This window comes from Gilliamella sp. ESL0232 (assembly GCF_013346885.1).
Taxonomy (GTDB): Bacteria; Pseudomonadota; Gammaproteobacteria; order Enterobacterales; family Orbaceae; genus Gilliamella; species Gilliamella bombi.
The window spans coordinates 229,073-245,926 of record NZ_JAAEDW010000001.1 but is presented as its reverse complement, the minus strand read 5'-3'; the positions used below and the strand labels follow the sequence as shown (position 1 = coordinate 245,926).

Here is a 16,854-nt window from a genome sequence, read left to right as displayed (position 1 = left end):
AATGATTAGACAATATAAATCTGAAGATTTAAATAGCGTAATGACAATATGGTTGCAAGGTAATTTGCAAGCTCATAACTTTATCAATCCTGAGTTTTTTAAACAAAATTGTGATTTAGTAAAAATGTTAATTCCAATGTCTACTTTATACGTTCAAGACCTTGATGGAGTTAAAGGGTTTATCGGTATAACTGAAAATTATATTTCAGGTCTATTTGTAGATGAAGCTTTTCGCCGACAAGGAACAGGTAAAGCTCTTGTTGAAAAAGCAAAACAACGCCATAACGAACTGTTGGTACATGTTTATAAAAAAAATACTAATGCGATTAACTTTTATCTTTCTCAAAATTTTGAAATTGTTTCAGAATCGATCAATGAAGAAACAAATGAACCAGAATTATTAATGCACTGTAATGTTGAACACAACGTTAAAATTGGCAAATGTGCATTATAAAATTAACTTGAATGTGAAACTATGAATTTAAAAAACCATTTTATTATCGCAATGCCAACACTTGATGATTCTATGTTTAGTCATTCAGTTATTTATATTTGTGAACATAATCGTGATGGCGCTATGGGGATTATGATTAATAAACCAATTATTGAACTTAATGTGGCAACCGTTCTTGCACGTTTAGAAATTACATCACCAATAAGTTGCGCAGAACTAGAACAACCTGTATTTTGTGGTGGTCCCATTGCTGATGAACAGGGTTTTATTTTACACACACCTTTAGATGGGTTTGCTTCTAGTATTCAGATTTCAGATGATGTGATGATTAGCACTTCGCTTGATGCGCTTAAATCAATCGGCTCTCCTGAACAGCCCCAAAATATCTTTTTGGCCTTAGGTTATTCAAGCTGGCAGTCTCTACAACTCGAAGATGAAATTGCTCGTAATGATTGGTTAGTAGTTGATGCCGATCCTCAAATTATTTATGAAGTTGCCATTGATGAACGTTGGCAAAAAGCCGCTCAATCACTTGGAATCAATATGAATACTATTTCACACCAAATGGGAAATGCATGACCCATGGCAACCATTATTGCATTTGATTTTGGCACAACCAGTATTGGAGCGGCTATTGGCCAAGATATAACTAAAACAGCCAATCCTTTATGCTCGTTTAAAGCACGCGATGGTATTCCTAACTGGCAAGCTATCGAAAAGGTATTAAATGAGTGGAAACCTGATTTTTTAGTCGTTGGGCTTCCCCTAAATATGGATGGCACCGAACAACCATTAACAGCCCGAGCTCGTAAATTTGCTAATCGGTTGCATGGCAGATTTGGTTATCAAGTACATTTGCAAGATGAGCGGTTATCGACCGTTGAAGCAAAATCACATATTTTTGCTTCACGAGGTTATCGAGCACTTGAAAAAGGTCATGTTGATGCAACTTCTGCCATTATTATTTTGGAAAGTTGGTTTGAAAATAATTAGTAATTTTATTTAATTGGTTATTTTGTAAATAATTAATCGCCATTAAATTTCATCCTTGCTAAAATAACAACAACTTTTTATTGTAAGGACTACTTACCGTGTCAAACAACAATTCTCTTAGCTATAAAGATGCTGGTGTCGATATTGATGCTGGCAATGAACTTGTTAATCGTATTAAATCTGTTGTTAAAGAAACCAAACGACCTGAGGTTATGGGTGGACTGGGTGGCTTTGGCGCACTGTGTGCTATTCCACAAAAATATAAAGAACCTATTTTAGTATCTGGTACCGATGGTGTCGGAACTAAATTACGTCTAGCAATGGATTTAAATCGCCACGAATCAATCGGCATCGATTTAGTAGCAATGTGTGTTAACGATCTGATTGTACAAGGTGCTGAACCTTTATTCTTCCTTGATTATTATGCTACCGGCAAACTTAATGTTGATGTTGCAGCCACTGTGGTAACTGGTATTGCTGAGGGTTGTAAACAATCAGGTTGTGCCTTAGTTGGAGGCGAAACAGCTGAAATGCCTGGTATGTATCATGGTAATGACTATGATTTAGCAGGATTTTGCGTTGGTGTTGTTGAAAAATCAGCCATGATCGACGGTAGCAAAGTACAAGATGGTGATGCATTAATTGCATTAGCATCAAGCGGTGCTCATTCTAATGGCTATTCATTAGTGCGTAAAATAATTGAAGTCAGCGGTGTAAATCCTGCCACTGAACAGTTAGGTGGCAAAACTCTTGCCGATCATCTACTTGCACCAACTAAGATCTACGTTAAGTCCGTTCTTGACCTTATTACTCAAGTTGATGTGCATGCCATTGCCCATATTACAGGCGGCGGATTTTGGGAAAACATCCCTCGCGTATTACCTGATAATACACAAGCCATAATTAATGAAGCAAGCTGGCAATGGCCTGAAATATTTAATTGGTTACAAAAAGCAGGTAATGTCAGCCGTCACGAAATGTATCGAACTTTTAACTGTGGTGTTGGCTTAATTATTGCTTTACCAAAACAGTTAGCCGATCAAGCAATTACTTTACTAAATAATCATGGTGAAAAGGCATGGTTATTAGGTGAAATTAAACACGCTACATCAGGCGAGCACGTTGTAATAAAATAAATTGTATTTTCATATTATCCATCCATTAATATAATGAATTAGATGGATAATATGCTACTTTTTCAGGTCATTATTGCCAGCTGGTAACAATTTGCAAACATCTAACTGTACCATTTAATAAATCTTTTTTAGCTATTATTTTGTGACAAACGATCGAGTTACTTTATCACATTAAGGACTTACACATGCTACTCTATTTGTATTATATAAATGACTAGAAATAGCCATAGTATTAATGTTACCACCACCCGAACCAACGCTATACCATTCATTCCTACTTCGCATTTGATAAGCCCAATAGTCGTAGACATTCCAGTCAGTACCAGGATAACCACTATTTGCGTCGCTCATAACGCCCCACTCATTAAAGAATCCTCCAACCCAGTGGTTACCGTCTCGGTAACTTAAAGCTCTCCGGTACATATCGATATTTCTGCCAGGTATACCACTATTCCAACCAATATCTGGACGATTCGCATTAGTATAATCTTCAACACCAGGAATCCGATAACCATATCCTAAACTGTTACAAAAATTATGTGCATTCCAATACCCGTTTGCTTCTCCAGAGAGAGGGATAAACCAACGCGCTATTTTAAAATTATAAATTAAGTGACCACCAATATTATCAGAATATAATTTAAATTCTGTTGGTAAGAATTTTTTATTTTCCCAGCTTCGAGTCGGTCCAATTAGTTCAACTTTTAGAGCCCGCACCCTCTCTGGATAGCTAATACTTCCCCAACCATGCGTAGTTGCCACACTTAATTGCAATGTTACGTTCCCTTCAGTTCCCTGTACTGTTGAGCCATTGACTGCAATAACTTGCTCTGGTGTAATACCTGCCAACAGCAGGTAGAAAAACATTTTGTTTGAGCCTGTCGTTGGAAAATTATTAGTTGGGTTGTTAAATGGTTGCACTTTAAAACCTTTTTTTCTAACCCAATATTCCCTTTGTTCATCACCTTGTTGTGCGTGTAAACTTGGCTGTGCAAAACAGACTTTTGCATTTATTCGATTCGGATTAATATAGTAACTATGGTTAGCATTATTAAAGTAAGTAGTTTTAGGTATACCGTATTCAGTTGATAAGTAGCCCTCCGTTGCACTTAATGTGAGCTGATAAGGTGCATTACAAAAATCTAATTCCCTATTTGAGTTAGCTTTAACATCCTCCGTAATATCTTTTCCACTGCTATCTTGCCATTTAATCGTTAATTTGCCAGTTGCATTAATGCCATCATCCCCGTCATCATCTCGACCATAATTATACGGTGTATTAACCAAATTAGTTAACGAAACTTCAGGATAATTTGAAACAGGCACTATGGTTTGAATATCAGCAAAAGTGTTGGTTATATTTGGCATCTCTATTGGGTTGTCTACACTTGAGGTATCTACCGTCGCATTTGGGTAAAGTGGGCTATTTATGCCTGAAGGTATATAGAGACCATTCGGTAACTTTATACCCAATAATCCTTCAACGCTCATTATCTTAGTTGCGCCATCATCAAACGTTAAATACGGTGCTGTTCCTTGAATAACGCCTGAAGTTTGCGCTGATAATGCCTGTAAACTTATCGAATACGGTAATAATAACAATGGAGCAAAAAACAACAACGATTTTGATAAAAATTTGCGCTTTAGCGAAAATTTGAGATATTTTGCCAGCTTCAATGACAAAAATAAGAATAGCGTCTGTTTTTGACTACTGTGATAATTAGAAAGATTTAGGGAATAAGATTGCCAATGCTTGTGCCTTGTGCCTTGTGCCTAATATGATAGCGCATAACATTCCACCTGTCAAGTAAGTTTTTATTTTATTTGAATTTTTAATAATCAATAGCTCGTTTAATGAGCGATTAATACTACAAAAGTGTCTGAATTATAGAATACTTAAAATGACTTCGCTAGTTTTTTTGTTACTGTTTGTAATACTTTGTTAGCCTTAGGGTTTAAGATGGTTATCTTTATGATATTTTTGAAGACAGTTTTTTGGGTGTTATGTTATGTTTGGTTAAAATAACAAATGAAAAATTAAATAAAATCAATTTTCCTCCTGATCATTTTTGAAATTAATCATTTAAAAACAATTAATTAAACTTCTTTAAAATAGTTTTGGGTAAACCATTATAAAAAATATCTGGATGCCTTTAGCTATAATAATTAAATAACAAAGCATGTCAATTTTGGCTCTGTCTGATTATGGCTATTCCTTTCAGTATTCATTTGTTTTTTTAAGCTTTTGAGTAAAGTTTTTGCAAATTAAAATTTAATTAATCTTTGATAAAAAATTTTTCATCACTCTCAAACGAATAGTTATTTTTTATCTCTAACAATTTGAATTTTATATTAATATTTTTACGATGCCTATCCTAAAACTAGGCAGAATTTTATATAATACTCCACCTAGTAATTTTAGAAATACTTGGTATTCTACTAAATTCGTATTTACATAGTAGATATGTATATTACCTGTTATCGTTTTTTACATCTTCAATATTTTTTAATATTGCATTATTTTAAGGTACAACACAAGCAACTCTAACTTCGCTTTGGGTCAAGTAAGTAATGTTTATATAGCCATCACCGGAATTAACAATATACTGATCATAAATACCAGATGGTTGAGCAGTCCAATAACCATCTCCAGAATCCCAGTCGCTGCCAAAATAGCTACTAGTCCCGTTATAAGTTCTTCCCCATTCATTAAATAATCCACCAATCCAACGATTGCCTTCTTGGTAACTTAAACGTCTTTGATACCAAGCCGAACTTCTTCTTGGTATACCGCCAGTCCAACCAAAGTTATTGGCATTAGAATAATCATTTATATCGGGAATACGATAACCATTGCCTAAATTTTGACAAAAACGTTGTGCATTAGCATAGCCTGCTGACTTGCCTGGCTGGACAATATACCAACGCTCTATTTTAAAACTATACAACAATTTTGTATGGCTACTATCAGCATAGAGTTTAAATAATGATGGAGTAAACACCTTATTTGTTGAATTAATAGAAGGACCTTTTAGTAGTACTTTTAATCCTTTATCACCACCAAAATAGGCTGAAACAGGGTTTCCAAGCCAATCTTCCCATTTAGGCGTCTCATCTTTACTTAATGACAAACTTATTCCAGTACCACTTTCTGCACTTACCGTTGTTCCGTTTGCCACGATTACTTGCTCTGGAGTAATTCCCCCTAGTAATAAATAAAAATACAACCTATCAGCCCCTGTTGTTGGAAAATTCTCAGCAGGATTACTAACATCCAAAACTTTAAATCCTTTATTTGCAACCCAATTAGGACCATCTAAATCATACTCAGATCCCCAAGCTAAGTTATCCACATATAAATTCGGCTGTGCATAACAAACAATGGGCATGTCCATTTTTGGATTAATGTAATAGCTATGCTTATTTCCAGTAAAATCGCTACTATTAGGAATACCATACTGCGTTGATAAATTACCATTAGTTACCGTTAAGGTAAGTTGATAAGGTGCGTCGCAAAGATTTAATTGTTTATTAGGGTTATTTTTGACTTGTTCCGTGATATCCCGACCACTGCTATCTTGCCATTTAATCGTTAATTTGCCAGTTGCATTAATGCCATCATCCCCGTCATCATCTCGACCATAATTATACGGAGCATTAACCAAATTAGTTAACGAAACTTCAGGATAATTTGAAACAGGCACTATGGTTTGAATATCAGCAAAAGTGTTGGTTATATTTGGCATCTCTATTGGGTTGTCTACACTTGAGGTATCTACCGTCGCATTTGGGTAAAGTGGGCTATTTATGCCTGAAGGTATATAGAGACCATTCGGTAACTTTATACCCAATAATCCTTCAACGCTCATTATCTTAGTTGCGCCATCATCAAACGTTAAATACGGTGCTGTTCCTTGAATAACGCCTGAAGTTTGCGCTGATAATGCCTGTAAACTTATCGAATACGGTAATAATAACAATGGAGCAAAAAACAACAACGATTTTGATAAAAATTTGCGCTTTAGCGAAAATTTGAGATATTTTGCCAGCTTCAATGACAAAAATAAGAATAGCGTCTGTTTTTGACTACTGTGATAATTAGAAAGATTTAGGGAATAAGATTGCCAATGCTTGTGCCTTGTGCCTTGTGCCTAATATAATAGCGCATAACATTCCACCTGTCAAGTAAGTTTTTATTTTATTTGAATTTTTAACAATCAATAGCTCGTTTAATGAGCGATTAATACTGCAAAAGTGTCTGAATTATAGACCACTTAAAATGACTTCGCTAGTTTTTTGTTACTATTTGTAATACTTTATTAGGCTTGAAATTAAAGTATCTATCTTTGAGATATTTTTTGATAATTATTAGTTTCTTAGCTTTAAGCGGTATATACTCCTAAATACTTTTTATAGAAGCATAATCTAAAAAGCAAATCATAGTTGTATAAATTCCCCCATAATCAATACACGACTTATGTAGAAAATTATGGTATTTGTTTTAATATCTTATATTCTTGAAATATCATATATTTAATACATTACAAGATCTTTATTTTTTATAAGTAATAACTCAAATCATAATAAACAACATGAATAATTTCTAAAGTTTAAGTTAATTAACTTTAGTTTTTATCGATATTTTTATCTAGAGTTGTAATGATAAAAAATTTAACATAAAAATAACGAAAAGCTAGGTTAGTTTCTGATACAATAATACAAATTTATAATAAGTTAGTAATGTCATAACACTATAAAATAAAAGGTTTTTTAATGATCATATCAGACGCTAATAGTGCGGTGTCATCCGTCGCTTATCGGGCAAACGAAGTCATTGCTATTTACCCAATCACACCAAGCTCAACCATGGCCGAGCAAGCTAGCACTTGGGCTGAGTTTAATAAACCAAATGTCTTTGGTGATACACCAAGAGTGATTGAAATGCAATCCGAAGCAGGTGCAATTGCAACCGTTCATGGTTCATTAATGACAGGTGCACTTGCAACTTCGTTTACTTCATCACAAGGTTTGCTTTTAATGATCCCATCGCTGTACAAAATAGCCGGCGAACTGACTCCTTTTGTTTTGCATGTTGCAGCACGTACTGTTGCAACGCATGCTCTTTCAATTTTTGGCGATCATTCTGATGTGATGGCAATTAGGCAAACTGGTTTTGCGATGCTTTGTTCTAGTTCAGTGCAAGAAGCGCAAGATTTTGCCTTAATTTCGCAAATGGCCAGTTTTAATAGCCTTGTTCCTTTTGTTCATTTTTTTGATGGATTTAGAACCTCACATGAAGTTAATAAAATCTATCCAATAAGTGATGACCAAATCCGTAATTTATTACCACACGAAGCCATTAAAGCCTATCGCTCACGAGCATTAACGCCTGATAAACCGGTAACTCGAGGTACATCAGCTAATCCTGATACATACTTCCAGTGCCGAGAAGCGATAAATACTTATTATGATAATGTCTATCAACATGTTGTTGATGCTATGGATGCTTTTGCAGCAGAAACAGGCCGAAAGTATCAACCATTTGAATATTATGGTGCTAGTGATGCTGAGCATATTATTGTTATTATGGGATCTGGTGCTAGCACCGCAAAAGAAGTAGTTGATGTTTTACTTAAACAAAACGAAAAAGTCGGGGTTGTGATCGTTCGGCTATTCCGCCCATTTTCAGCCAATCATCTGCTCGAAGTTATGCCAAGTACTGTTAATAAAATTGCTGTGCTTGATAGAACTAAAGAGCCGGGAGCACAAGCCGAACCGCTTTATTTAGATATTATGACCGCATTTGCTGAAAGCCTGTCGCGCAAAGAACGCGCAACTATGCCACTTATTATAGGTGGACGTTATGGGTTATCATCTAAAGAATTTGATCCTCGTTGTGTACTTGCTATTTTTACTGAACTTGGATTAGATAAACCCAAACCACGTTTTACCGTTGGTATTTATGATGATATAACTGGGCTTTCTTTACCTTTACCTGACCAATCGATACCACAAAAATCTGCTCTTGAAGCGCTATTTTATGGGCTTGGCAGTGATGGCACGGTATCTGCAACCAAAAATAATATTAAAATTATTGGTGATAATTCTCCTTTTTATGTACAAGGATATTTTGTATATGACTCTAAAAAGGCAGGTGGTTTGACGACTTCACACTTACGAGTCAGCTTAGATCCAATTGATTCACCCTATTTAATTACCAGCGCACACTTTATTGGCTGCCACCAAGATCAGTTTATCGATAAATATCAAATTGTTAATAAGTTAAAAGACGATGGCATCTTTTTACTTAACACGCCGTATAGCAAAGACGAAATTTGGCATAGACTTCCAAAAGAAGTGCAAGCTCAATTAATACAAAAACGAGCACACTTTTACATTGTCAATGCGGCAAAAATAGCTCGTGAATGTAATTTAGGCGCAAGAATTAATACCGTTATGCAGGCGGCATTTTTTCATCTAGCTGGAATTTTTAAAAACGATTTTAATATCGCCCAATTAAAAGAAGTCATTGCCAAAAGTTACAGCAGTAAAGGACAAGATTTAGTTGAAAATAACTGGAAAGCGCTCGACTTAGCTATAGCTTCGCTTGAACAAATACCGCTTAGCTGTGTTGACCAAAGCAGTTCAACAATGCCATCTATTGTACCTGCTAATGCGCCTGATTTTGTTAAAACAGTCACTGCTGCAATGTTAGCTGGTTTAGGCGATAACTTGCCTGTATCAGCATTTCCACCCGATGGAACTTGGCCTATAGGTACAACTAAGTGGGAAAAACGTAACATTGCTGAAGAGATCCCTATTTGGCAACCTGAACTCTGTACCCAATGTAATCATTGTGCGGTTGCTTGTCCTCATGCAGCTATTCGAGCTAAGGTTGTTGATCCTGATGAAATGATCAATGCGCCTGATTCATTAAGCTCACTTGAAGTAAAAGCTCGTGATATGAAGGGACAACGATATGTTTTACAAGTTGCACCAGAAGATTGTACTGGCTGTAATTTATGTGTCGAAGTGTGCCCAGCTCGTGATCGTAATAATTTTGAAATTAAAGCCATTAACATGCAATCACGGATCGATAATCTTGAGACTCAACGCACTAACTTTGAGTACTTTACTGCATTGCCTGATCGTGATATCAGCACGCTTGAACGCATTGATGTGCGTACATCGCAATTACTTACACCGTTATTTGAATATTCGGGTGCTTGCGCAGGTTGTGGGGAAACACCATACATCAAATTGTTGACCCAACTTTATGGTGACCATTTAGCGATTGCCAATGCCACTGGCTGTTCATCAATTTATGGTGGCAACCTTCCATCATCGCCTTATACTACTGATCGAAATGGTCGTGGACCTGCTTGGGCAAACTCATTATTTGAAGATAATGCAGAGTTTGCATTAGGATATCGTATTACTTATAACCAACATAAAAAACGGGCGTTACGTTTGCTTGATTATGTTGCTGGTGATATTTCGCCCGAAATAGTCATCGCCTTAAAATCACCAGAAACCTCTATAGCGGAAAAACGTCAACAAGTCGAGTTATTACGTGAACAGCTTGCACACTTAGATTCTTCGCAAGCACAAGAGTTGATGATAGATGCAAATTATTTGGTAGATAAATCAGTTTGGGCTATTGGTGGCGATGGTTGGGCTTACGATATTGGATTCGGCGGGCTTGATCATGTTATGAGCTTAACTGATAACGTAAATATATTGGTATTAGACACTCAGTGTTATTCCAACACTGGAGGCCAACAATCAAAAGCCACTCCAATGGGCGCTGTATCAAAATTTGCTGATTTAGGTAAGCATAAAGCACGTAAAGATCTTGGTGTTAGTGTAATGATGTATGGCCATGTCTATGTTGCACAAGTTGCATTAGGTTCACAACTTAACCAAACTCTTAAAGCCTTACAAGAAGCCGAAGCTTATGATGGACCATCTTTAGTTATTGCTTATAGTCCTTGTGAGGAACATGGCTATGATCTGGCTAAATCGCATGAACAAATGAAAGATCTAGTTAAATCAGGATTCTGGCCTTTGTATCGTTACGACCCACGCCGTATGGCAGAAGGCAAACCAGGATTGGTGCTAGACTCAAAAGCACCAAATAGTGAGTCACTAACTGGTATCTTACTAAAAGAACAACGTTTCCGTCGTTTAGAAACACTTGAACCTGTAATTGCAAATACCTTGCATGAACGTTCAACAAAAATGGCAGATTCTAAATATAAATTCTTACAGATGCTAGCAACCTATTCGGATATTGAGACACCAGCAGATAGCTGACAATAGCTATACATGGTAATTATAAGCCATTATAAAGGGCTGTTATTAATAATAGTCCTTTTTTATTACCGCATTTGAGCAATAAAGCACCAGGATTGTGCATATTCAAATCACAATAGCTCACATAACAACCCAATATCACTAACTTTATGTTATTGAGTAATATACGAATCAATTATCCAATGATCGTTAAAAACTTGGTATTATTTTTGCATGATTAATAATTGACCACATAAAAATTAATTAAATGGGAGGTGAATCATGATATCCAATTTAAACGTTAGTAGAAGAAAATTAATCACATTTTCCAGTGCGGCAATTGCAGGGATATCTATTAATCAATTATTATCTAAAGCTCATGCAATAGAAGCGCAGAACTCTGTTTCATTCTCTCTACCTATGCTTGAAAATGCAGCAACACCTGATATTAACAATCCTGTAAGGCTCAACTTTAATGAAAATGCGCTTGGTATGTCACCACGAGCAAAACAAGCTGCAATTGAGGCTGTACCAAAAGCTAATCGCTATGCCAAAGCCGAAATGCCATTACTTAACAAACGATTAGCTAAATATCATAAAGTCGATGATACTCAAATTTTATTAACTGCAGGATCTTCAGAAGGTATTCGTAGTGCTATTGCTGCATTTGTTAAGCCAAATACTCAATTAGTCATTCCAGAGCTTACTTATGGAGATGGAGAACATTTTGCAAAGATCTTTAATTTAAAAATTACCAAAGTACCAAGTTTGCCAGATTGGCAGATCGATATAAAAGGCATACAAAAAGCTGCCGAAGATTATAATGGATTTTCAATTGTCTATTTAGTTAATCCAAACAATCCAACTTCGACAGTTTTTGCAACAAGTGAAATTGAATCTTGGATAAAAAGTAAGCCTAAAAATACTATTTTTATTGTTGACGAAGCCTATGCTGAATTTGTTAATGATCCTGCATTTGAATCAGTTGATAAATTAATTACACAAGGTTGTGACAATGTTATATTGCTTAAAACATTCTCAAAAATCCATGCTATGGCAGGGTTACGAGTGGGTTATGTAGTCAGTTCAGTTGAAAACGTTAAGAATATAGCTCAATATGTTGCTGGTGAAAAACTGAATTACTGTGGTGTTTGCGCAGCTCTCGCATCAATAGATGATCAACCCTTTTTAACATACTCTAAAAAAGCGGTTGATGTATCAAGGCAAATTATGGAAAAAGCTTTATCAGAACTAGGTTTGCATTATTTAAGATCTCAAACTAATTTTATGTTTCACAAAAGTCCAATTGATTTGAAAGATTATCGAGAACTAATGAAAAATAATTTTGTATTAATTGGTAGAGATTTCGCACCAGCAACAAATTGGTGTCGAATATCGCTAGGTTCGCCGAGTGAGATGCTTTACGTTGCAAATGTAATGCGTGAATTAAAAGAAAAAGGAAAAATTTAAATTAACAGCTTATTCTAAAGCTCTTTAAATATTAGCTAATTTAAAGAGCTTTATTTTTATTATAAGCCGTCAAAATTGAATTATTCATTGAAGATAATGACGAAAAAAATTTAGCTACCCATAATACGACGCGTCATCCAATAATGTTTTTTCCAATAACTATCATTTAAGTTTGAATAAACTACACCTTTTGATGTTGAAGCGTGTAAAAATTTGCCATCTGCATAATAAATACCAACATGTAGACCACTACGGCTACGGCCTGTTTTAAAGAATACTAAGTCACCTGCTTTAGGGGTGTTTACCTTAACACCCAGCCGAGCTTGCTCAGCAGCACTTCTTGGTAAATTTTTTGAAAGTTTATTTTTAAAAAAATTCATTACAAAACCAGAACAATCACTACCCGCTAAAGTCGTACCACCATAACGGTATGGCGTGTTTTGCCATTTTTTATAGTGAGATTCTATTTTAGTTAACATGGTTAGATTAGGACTAGGTTTAGTTTTCTTAATAGAAACTTGACGTTGGGTAGTACTACAACCAAACAACATGAAAATAGAAAAAAACAATATAGTTATTAAAAAACGTTTTTTCACGTTAGTACAGTTGTCGAGCAACGTCCCTAATAGTTGATTGTCTTTTTTTATCATTTCTTTTTGTTCCTTTATTTAACGTTGACCAATACGAATAACGCCTAGCCAATTTTAAGCTTTTAGGCAACACGCCTTTTTCCCATTCGGTTTTATCTATTTTAGATAATCTAACTGGGCTAGTGTCCGCATGGCTACGATGATTCAAACTTTCTTTAAGGCGAATTAAGCGCAAAGAAAGAAAACAGATAATAACATCATCAACACTTAACTTTCTATATCCAGAAAGCTGATACCGAACTCTAGAACCATAATGTTTTGCAGTCTGCATTAAACTACCAACTGCGGCACCAATTAACGCAGCTGATCCAAGTGAGATACCTCCGGTCGCTAAATCAATACTAGCACCAATTGTCGCCCCCTGAACAAAGCCTTTAGTCAAATGAGTACCCATCATTTTTAGAGCATCAATATTAAATAGATCAGCATTATAGCGACCTTTTATTAAAGGTAAATTCTCTTCACTTTCTTGATTTGAATCAAATTGATACAATTTTAATAATTCATTGATCGCCATTTGTTCTCGCTTTCTAACTTTATTTTGCATATCAGCAATTGCCTGCACATCTTCTGATTTAGCCATTTCATAAAAGGCTGTAACATCAACGAGTGTTTCGGCAATAATCAGATTAGCGGTTTGATTTCGAGAATTACGAGTTTGTGCGATTTTATCTAGCCAGTTATCTAATATAACCTTAGCAGGCTCAACTAGTAAAGCAAGGCTATGATATAAACGTTCTTCACCATCCAAAGGAGGAAATATAGCGTCGAATCTTATAATAGCATGAATCCCAATGCGTGACAGTAATCTTTTCCATTCCTTTTCATTTTGGTTACTGTCTGCAGTAAAATTTAAAACAGCTAATATGGGCTTATCACTATTGGCTAAAATAGCTAATTCATCGTGATACTTTGCCAATACTGGCTCTCGTACATCTATCACATAGATAGCCGCATCACTATTTAGCAGTTGCTTGATGACTTTAGCTTCTTGATTAAATACGTTTTCAGACTCTGGGCTTTGTAAAAAAAATGTTAATTTATCGACACCATCAAGTTTTGCATTAGTAGGAAGTAATTGGTTAATATAATCATAAAGTGCTAAACTGTCTTCTAATCCTGGAGTATCATAAAAAATTATTGATTTATTATGCTCAAGTGGCAATGTTATTGATTCAACGTGTCTTGTGGTGCCAGGGCTATCAGATACATTTCCAAAATGACTATTACGAATTAAGGTGCGTAGTAAAGATGTTTTGCCAACATTGGCATGACCAACCACTGCTAATTTTAATGTTGATAGCATTTTACAGAGCCTCGCTTAGCCAGTCAGGTTGAGCCAACTGTAAAGATAATGATTGCCAATTATGGTACTGTTTACCTTGATTAATAAACCAAATACGAGTTTGCTGAGATTTATTAATCAGTTGATTAATAAAATTTAATACTCCCCTATCTGGCGCTCTATCGGTATCAACCGCAATTAATAATTTTTGAGCTGGCGTTAATTGTAAATAATCTAGAATATTACTGCGCTGTTCACGCGTATTTAAAAAACCTAAAAATGAGACAGACTCAGGGTAGTGCCAACTTTCTTGCACATCGATGGCAACCAAAAAATTACCTTCAGCAGCTTCTATTGAATGTGTTGAAAAATGCCACTGGTGACTATTTTGACCTAATTTATCAGCATCTTCAATATTCACAAATAATGACTGCAACCGATTTGCTAATATTTGATAATCAGGATGAGAGATATTAAGCTCAATTCGACGACTACTAATAAGCCAATTAACACCACAAAACACCATACACAAAAGCCGCAACATTAATCCATAAACAATAAATACACCTAACAGCCAAACAGCCCACGATGTTCGAATTTCACCAGCACTTAACGCATGTTCGCTTAGCTTTATAACTTCGTCTTTTGGAATTTCAAAGCCAAGTAATGACGGTAAATAGCCTAAATAATGAGTTAAACCAATAATCGTATCAGAACTAAGCAAAGTGGTTTGCCATTCAAAACTATAATGCTTAGTTGAAAATAGCACAACTAAAACTAATAATGCACAACTTAAAATCACAGTCCAAAACAGGTTAAGCACAAACCCAATAAGCCAACGAATACGAGAGCCAAATAGTTCAACAAATGCAGGGATCAGTTGTTGCACTGTCTTTTTTTGAGAAAGCTTTTTAGCCAACCACAACCAACAATGAATCAACAAACTACCACCAAAATTGGAAAAGAGGAAAAACGAACCAAGCCAAATAGTTAGCGTAATTAAATGAACGCCTAACAAACTAAAAAGCGCCCAATACAAATTGATAGGGTTTTGACTTAATGCTCCCAATGCTAATGAACCACCTAAAAAAACAGATAGTAGCAGCAATAATGCAAAAGATAACTTTACCGATCGCAAAAGTACTTTTTGCGCCAAATACAATCCATTTTGTTTAGACAACATGATTGCACGCATCACAATTCGATCTGGAAGAGATATTTGTTCGGCTCTTACTTGTCGGTTGATATCTTGATCAGCAAACTGCCCAAATTCTGTTTCAATTAAATGGATCGTTTCGGTCAACCAGAGTGATTTTAGCTTTTGTCGCATTAGACTTAATCTTCAACATTATAATAAATAAAATATAAAAGAAACGCGACATAAGTCGCGTTCATAAAGTCGAATCAATTATTGTGTAATTTCACCAATTTTACTTAATAAAGTTTGAATACGTTGTTGCCATACTTGCTGATCTTGTTTTAGCTTTTCGTTTTCGTCACGTAGTGCTTTCATTTCATCTGAACTATCATTAATTAATTGCTCTAACTCTTGATTGCCTTTTCTTAAGGTTGCAATCTCTTGTTGTAATGTATTGATAGTATTTATAGTATGTTGGATTCGACTTTCTAATTGATTTAGTATTTCTAATGACATATTTTTCCTCAAGCTCAAATTATTTGGTGTATAATGCTAATCATTATACCGAATTCATTCTAAAATCAACACCTTTTTAAATCTTAAGTTGGAGAAAATTATGCGAAAACCTCTCGTTATGGGTAACTGGAAATTAAACGGTAGTTTGGATATGGCTAAAAGCTTAGTCTCAGGACTAAAAAGTGAGCTATCAAACGACACAGCATGTGATATTGCAATTGCACCACCTGTTGTATACCTTGATTTTGTAAAACACCAATTAGGTGGATCTAATATTATTTTAGGAGCACAAGATGTTGGTATTAATTTATCAGGTGCTTTTACTGGCGAAGTATCAGTTAACATGTTAAAAGAAATTGGCGTGACTCATATTATTATTGGACATTCTGAACGCCGAACTTATCACAAAGAATCTGATGAATTTATTGCAAAAAAATTTGGTGTTATTAAAGAAGCTGGTTTAGTGCCTGTATTATGTATTGGCGAAACCGAAGCAGAAAACGAAGCTGGTCAAACACAAGCTGTTTGCGCACGCCAAATTGATGCAGTAATAAAAGCACTTGGTGTTCAAGCATTTAACGGTGCGGTTATTGCTTATGAACCAATCTGGGCTATTGGAACTGGCAAATCTGCAACTCCTGCACAAGCACAAGCTGTTCATAAATTCATTCGTGATCATATTGCTAAACAAGATGCAAAAGTAGCACAACAAGTAACCATTCAATATGGTGGTTCAGTTAATGATAAAAATGCGGCTGAACTATTTACTCAACCCGACATTGATGGCGCACTAGTTGGTGGTGCATCACTAAAAGCTGATGCTTTTGCGGCAATTGTTAAAGCGGCTGAACAGGCTAAAAAATAACGCATAAATATGTCGAATAACAAAATAAAAAGACGCTTAATTTAGCGTCTTT

At 35.4% G+C, this 16,854-nt stretch carries 13 protein-coding genes; 7 read left to right on the top strand and 6 right to left on the bottom strand.

All coding sequences use genetic code 11. The annotated features are described in order from the left end of the window. Position 1: 1 nt before the first annotated feature. The 4 genes from GYW75_RS00990 to purM all read left to right on the top strand — a co-directional run bounded on the left by GYW75_RS00990 (position 2) and on the right by purM (position 2,583). Complete coding sequence (locus GYW75_RS00990) at positions 2-454, top strand: GNAT family N-acetyltransferase (protein ID WP_065590487.1); 453 nt, start codon at positions 2-4, stop codon at positions 452-454. Positions 455-475: 21 nt separating this feature from the next. Beyond that, positions 476-1,033 carry a YqgE/AlgH family protein gene (locus tag GYW75_RS00985; RefSeq protein WP_174798118.1) on the top strand — a complete coding sequence of 186 codons (558 nt, stop codon included), beginning with the start codon at positions 476-478 and terminating at the stop codon, positions 1,031-1,033. A 3-nt stretch (positions 1,034-1,036) separates the two neighbouring features. Then, positions 1,037-1,447, top strand: a complete 411-nt coding sequence (ruvX, locus tag GYW75_RS00980) for a Holliday junction resolvase RuvX (protein ID WP_174798117.1) — start codon at positions 1,037-1,039, stop codon at positions 1,445-1,447. 98 nt (positions 1,448-1,545) lie between these two features. Beyond that, positions 1,546-2,583, top strand: a complete 1,038-nt coding sequence (gene purM / locus GYW75_RS00975) for a phosphoribosylformylglycinamidine cyclo-ligase (protein WP_174798116.1) — start codon at positions 1,546-1,548, stop codon at positions 2,581-2,583. Between the two features lie 171 nt (positions 2,584-2,754). Here purM and GYW75_RS00970 read toward each other — a convergent pair whose 3' ends face one another. Further along, complete coding sequence (locus GYW75_RS00970) at positions 2,755-4,185, bottom strand: hypothetical protein (RefSeq protein WP_174798115.1); 1,431 nt, start codon at positions 4,183-4,185, stop codon at positions 2,755-2,757. Between the two features lie 920 nt (positions 4,186-5,105). Next, positions 5,106-6,563: a hypothetical protein gene (locus GYW75_RS00965; protein WP_174798114.1), complete on the bottom strand. Its 1,458-nt coding sequence runs from the start codon at positions 6,561-6,563 to the stop codon at positions 5,106-5,108. 793 nt (positions 6,564-7,356) lie between these two features. On the opposite strand from GYW75_RS00965, the gene nifJ reads away from it, so the two are divergent. Both nifJ and GYW75_RS00955 read left to right on the top strand, forming a co-directional pair. After that, a complete protein-coding gene (gene nifJ, locus GYW75_RS00960; protein WP_174798113.1) occupies positions 7,357-10,899 on the top strand; it encodes a pyruvate:ferredoxin (flavodoxin) oxidoreductase in 3,543 nt (1,180 codons plus the stop codon). Positions 10,900-11,160: 261 nt separating this feature from the next. Beyond that, on the top strand, positions 11,161-12,348 hold the full coding sequence (locus GYW75_RS00955) for a pyridoxal phosphate-dependent aminotransferase (RefSeq protein WP_174798112.1): 1,188 nt from the start codon (positions 11,161-11,163) through the stop codon (positions 12,346-12,348). Positions 12,349-12,458: 110 nt separating this feature from the next. Here GYW75_RS00955 and GYW75_RS00950 read toward each other — a convergent pair whose 3' ends face one another. The 4 genes from GYW75_RS00950 to zapB form a co-directional block, all read right to left on the bottom strand. Beyond that, positions 12,459-12,998: a C40 family peptidase gene (locus GYW75_RS00950; RefSeq protein ID WP_081296713.1), complete on the bottom strand. Its 540-nt coding sequence runs from the start codon at positions 12,996-12,998 to the stop codon at positions 12,459-12,461. Then, entirely contained in the window at positions 12,946-14,304 is a 1,359-nt protein-coding gene (locus GYW75_RS00945) for a GTPase/DUF3482 domain-containing protein (RefSeq protein WP_065590481.1), read from the bottom strand. Before GYW75_RS00945 ends, GYW75_RS00950 begins: the two co-directional genes overlap by 53 nt. Before the next feature lies 1 nt (position 14,305). Further along, a complete protein-coding gene (locus GYW75_RS00940) occupies positions 14,306-15,613 on the bottom strand; it encodes a DUF2868 domain-containing protein (RefSeq protein ID WP_174798111.1) in 1,308 nt (435 codons plus the stop codon). Between the two features lie 78 nt (positions 15,614-15,691). Continuing rightward, complete coding sequence (zapB, locus tag GYW75_RS00935) at positions 15,692-15,937, bottom strand: cell division protein ZapB (protein ID WP_034910977.1); 246 nt, start codon at positions 15,935-15,937, stop codon at positions 15,692-15,694. A 100-nt stretch (positions 15,938-16,037) separates the two neighbouring features. Between zapB and tpiA the strand changes: the two genes are divergently transcribed. Beyond that, positions 16,038-16,802: a triose-phosphate isomerase gene (gene tpiA, locus GYW75_RS00930; protein WP_065590479.1), complete on the top strand. Its 765-nt coding sequence runs from the start codon at positions 16,038-16,040 to the stop codon at positions 16,800-16,802. Positions 16,803-16,854: the final 52 nt, after the last annotated feature.

What these genes read in the sequence shown, in the direction of transcription:
- GYW75_RS00990 (WP_065590487.1), top strand. Translation starts at nt 2, where the DNA reads ATGATTAGACAATATAAATCTGAAGATTTAAATAGCGTAATGACAATA.
- GYW75_RS00985 (WP_174798118.1), top strand. Translation starts at nt 476, where the DNA reads ATGAATTTAAAAAACCATTTTATTATCGCAATGCCAACACTTGATGAT.
- ruvX (WP_174798117.1), top strand. Translation starts at nt 1,037, where the DNA reads ATGGCAACCATTATTGCATTTGATTTTGGCACAACCAGTATTGGAGCG.
- nifJ (WP_174798113.1), top strand. Translation starts at nt 7,357, where the DNA reads ATGATCATATCAGACGCTAATAGTGCGGTGTCATCCGTCGCTTATCGG.
- GYW75_RS00955 (WP_174798112.1), top strand. Translation starts at nt 11,161, where the DNA reads ATGATATCCAATTTAAACGTTAGTAGAAGAAAATTAATCACATTTTCC.
- GYW75_RS00950 (WP_081296713.1), bottom strand. Translation starts at nt 12,998, where the DNA reads ATGATAAAAAAAGACAATCAACTATTAGGGACGTTGCTCGACAACTGT.
- GYW75_RS00945 (WP_065590481.1), bottom strand. Translation starts at nt 14,304, where the DNA reads ATGCTATCAACATTAAAATTAGCAGTGGTTGGTCATGCCAATGTTGGC.
- GYW75_RS00940 (WP_174798111.1), bottom strand. Translation starts at nt 15,613, where the DNA reads ATGCGACAAAAGCTAAAATCACTCTGGTTGACCGAAACGATCCATTTA.
- zapB (WP_034910977.1), bottom strand. Translation starts at nt 15,937, where the DNA reads ATGTCATTAGAAATACTAAATCAATTAGAAAGTCGAATCCAACATACT.
- tpiA (WP_065590479.1), top strand. Translation starts at nt 16,038, where the DNA reads ATGCGAAAACCTCTCGTTATGGGTAACTGGAAATTAAACGGTAGTTTG.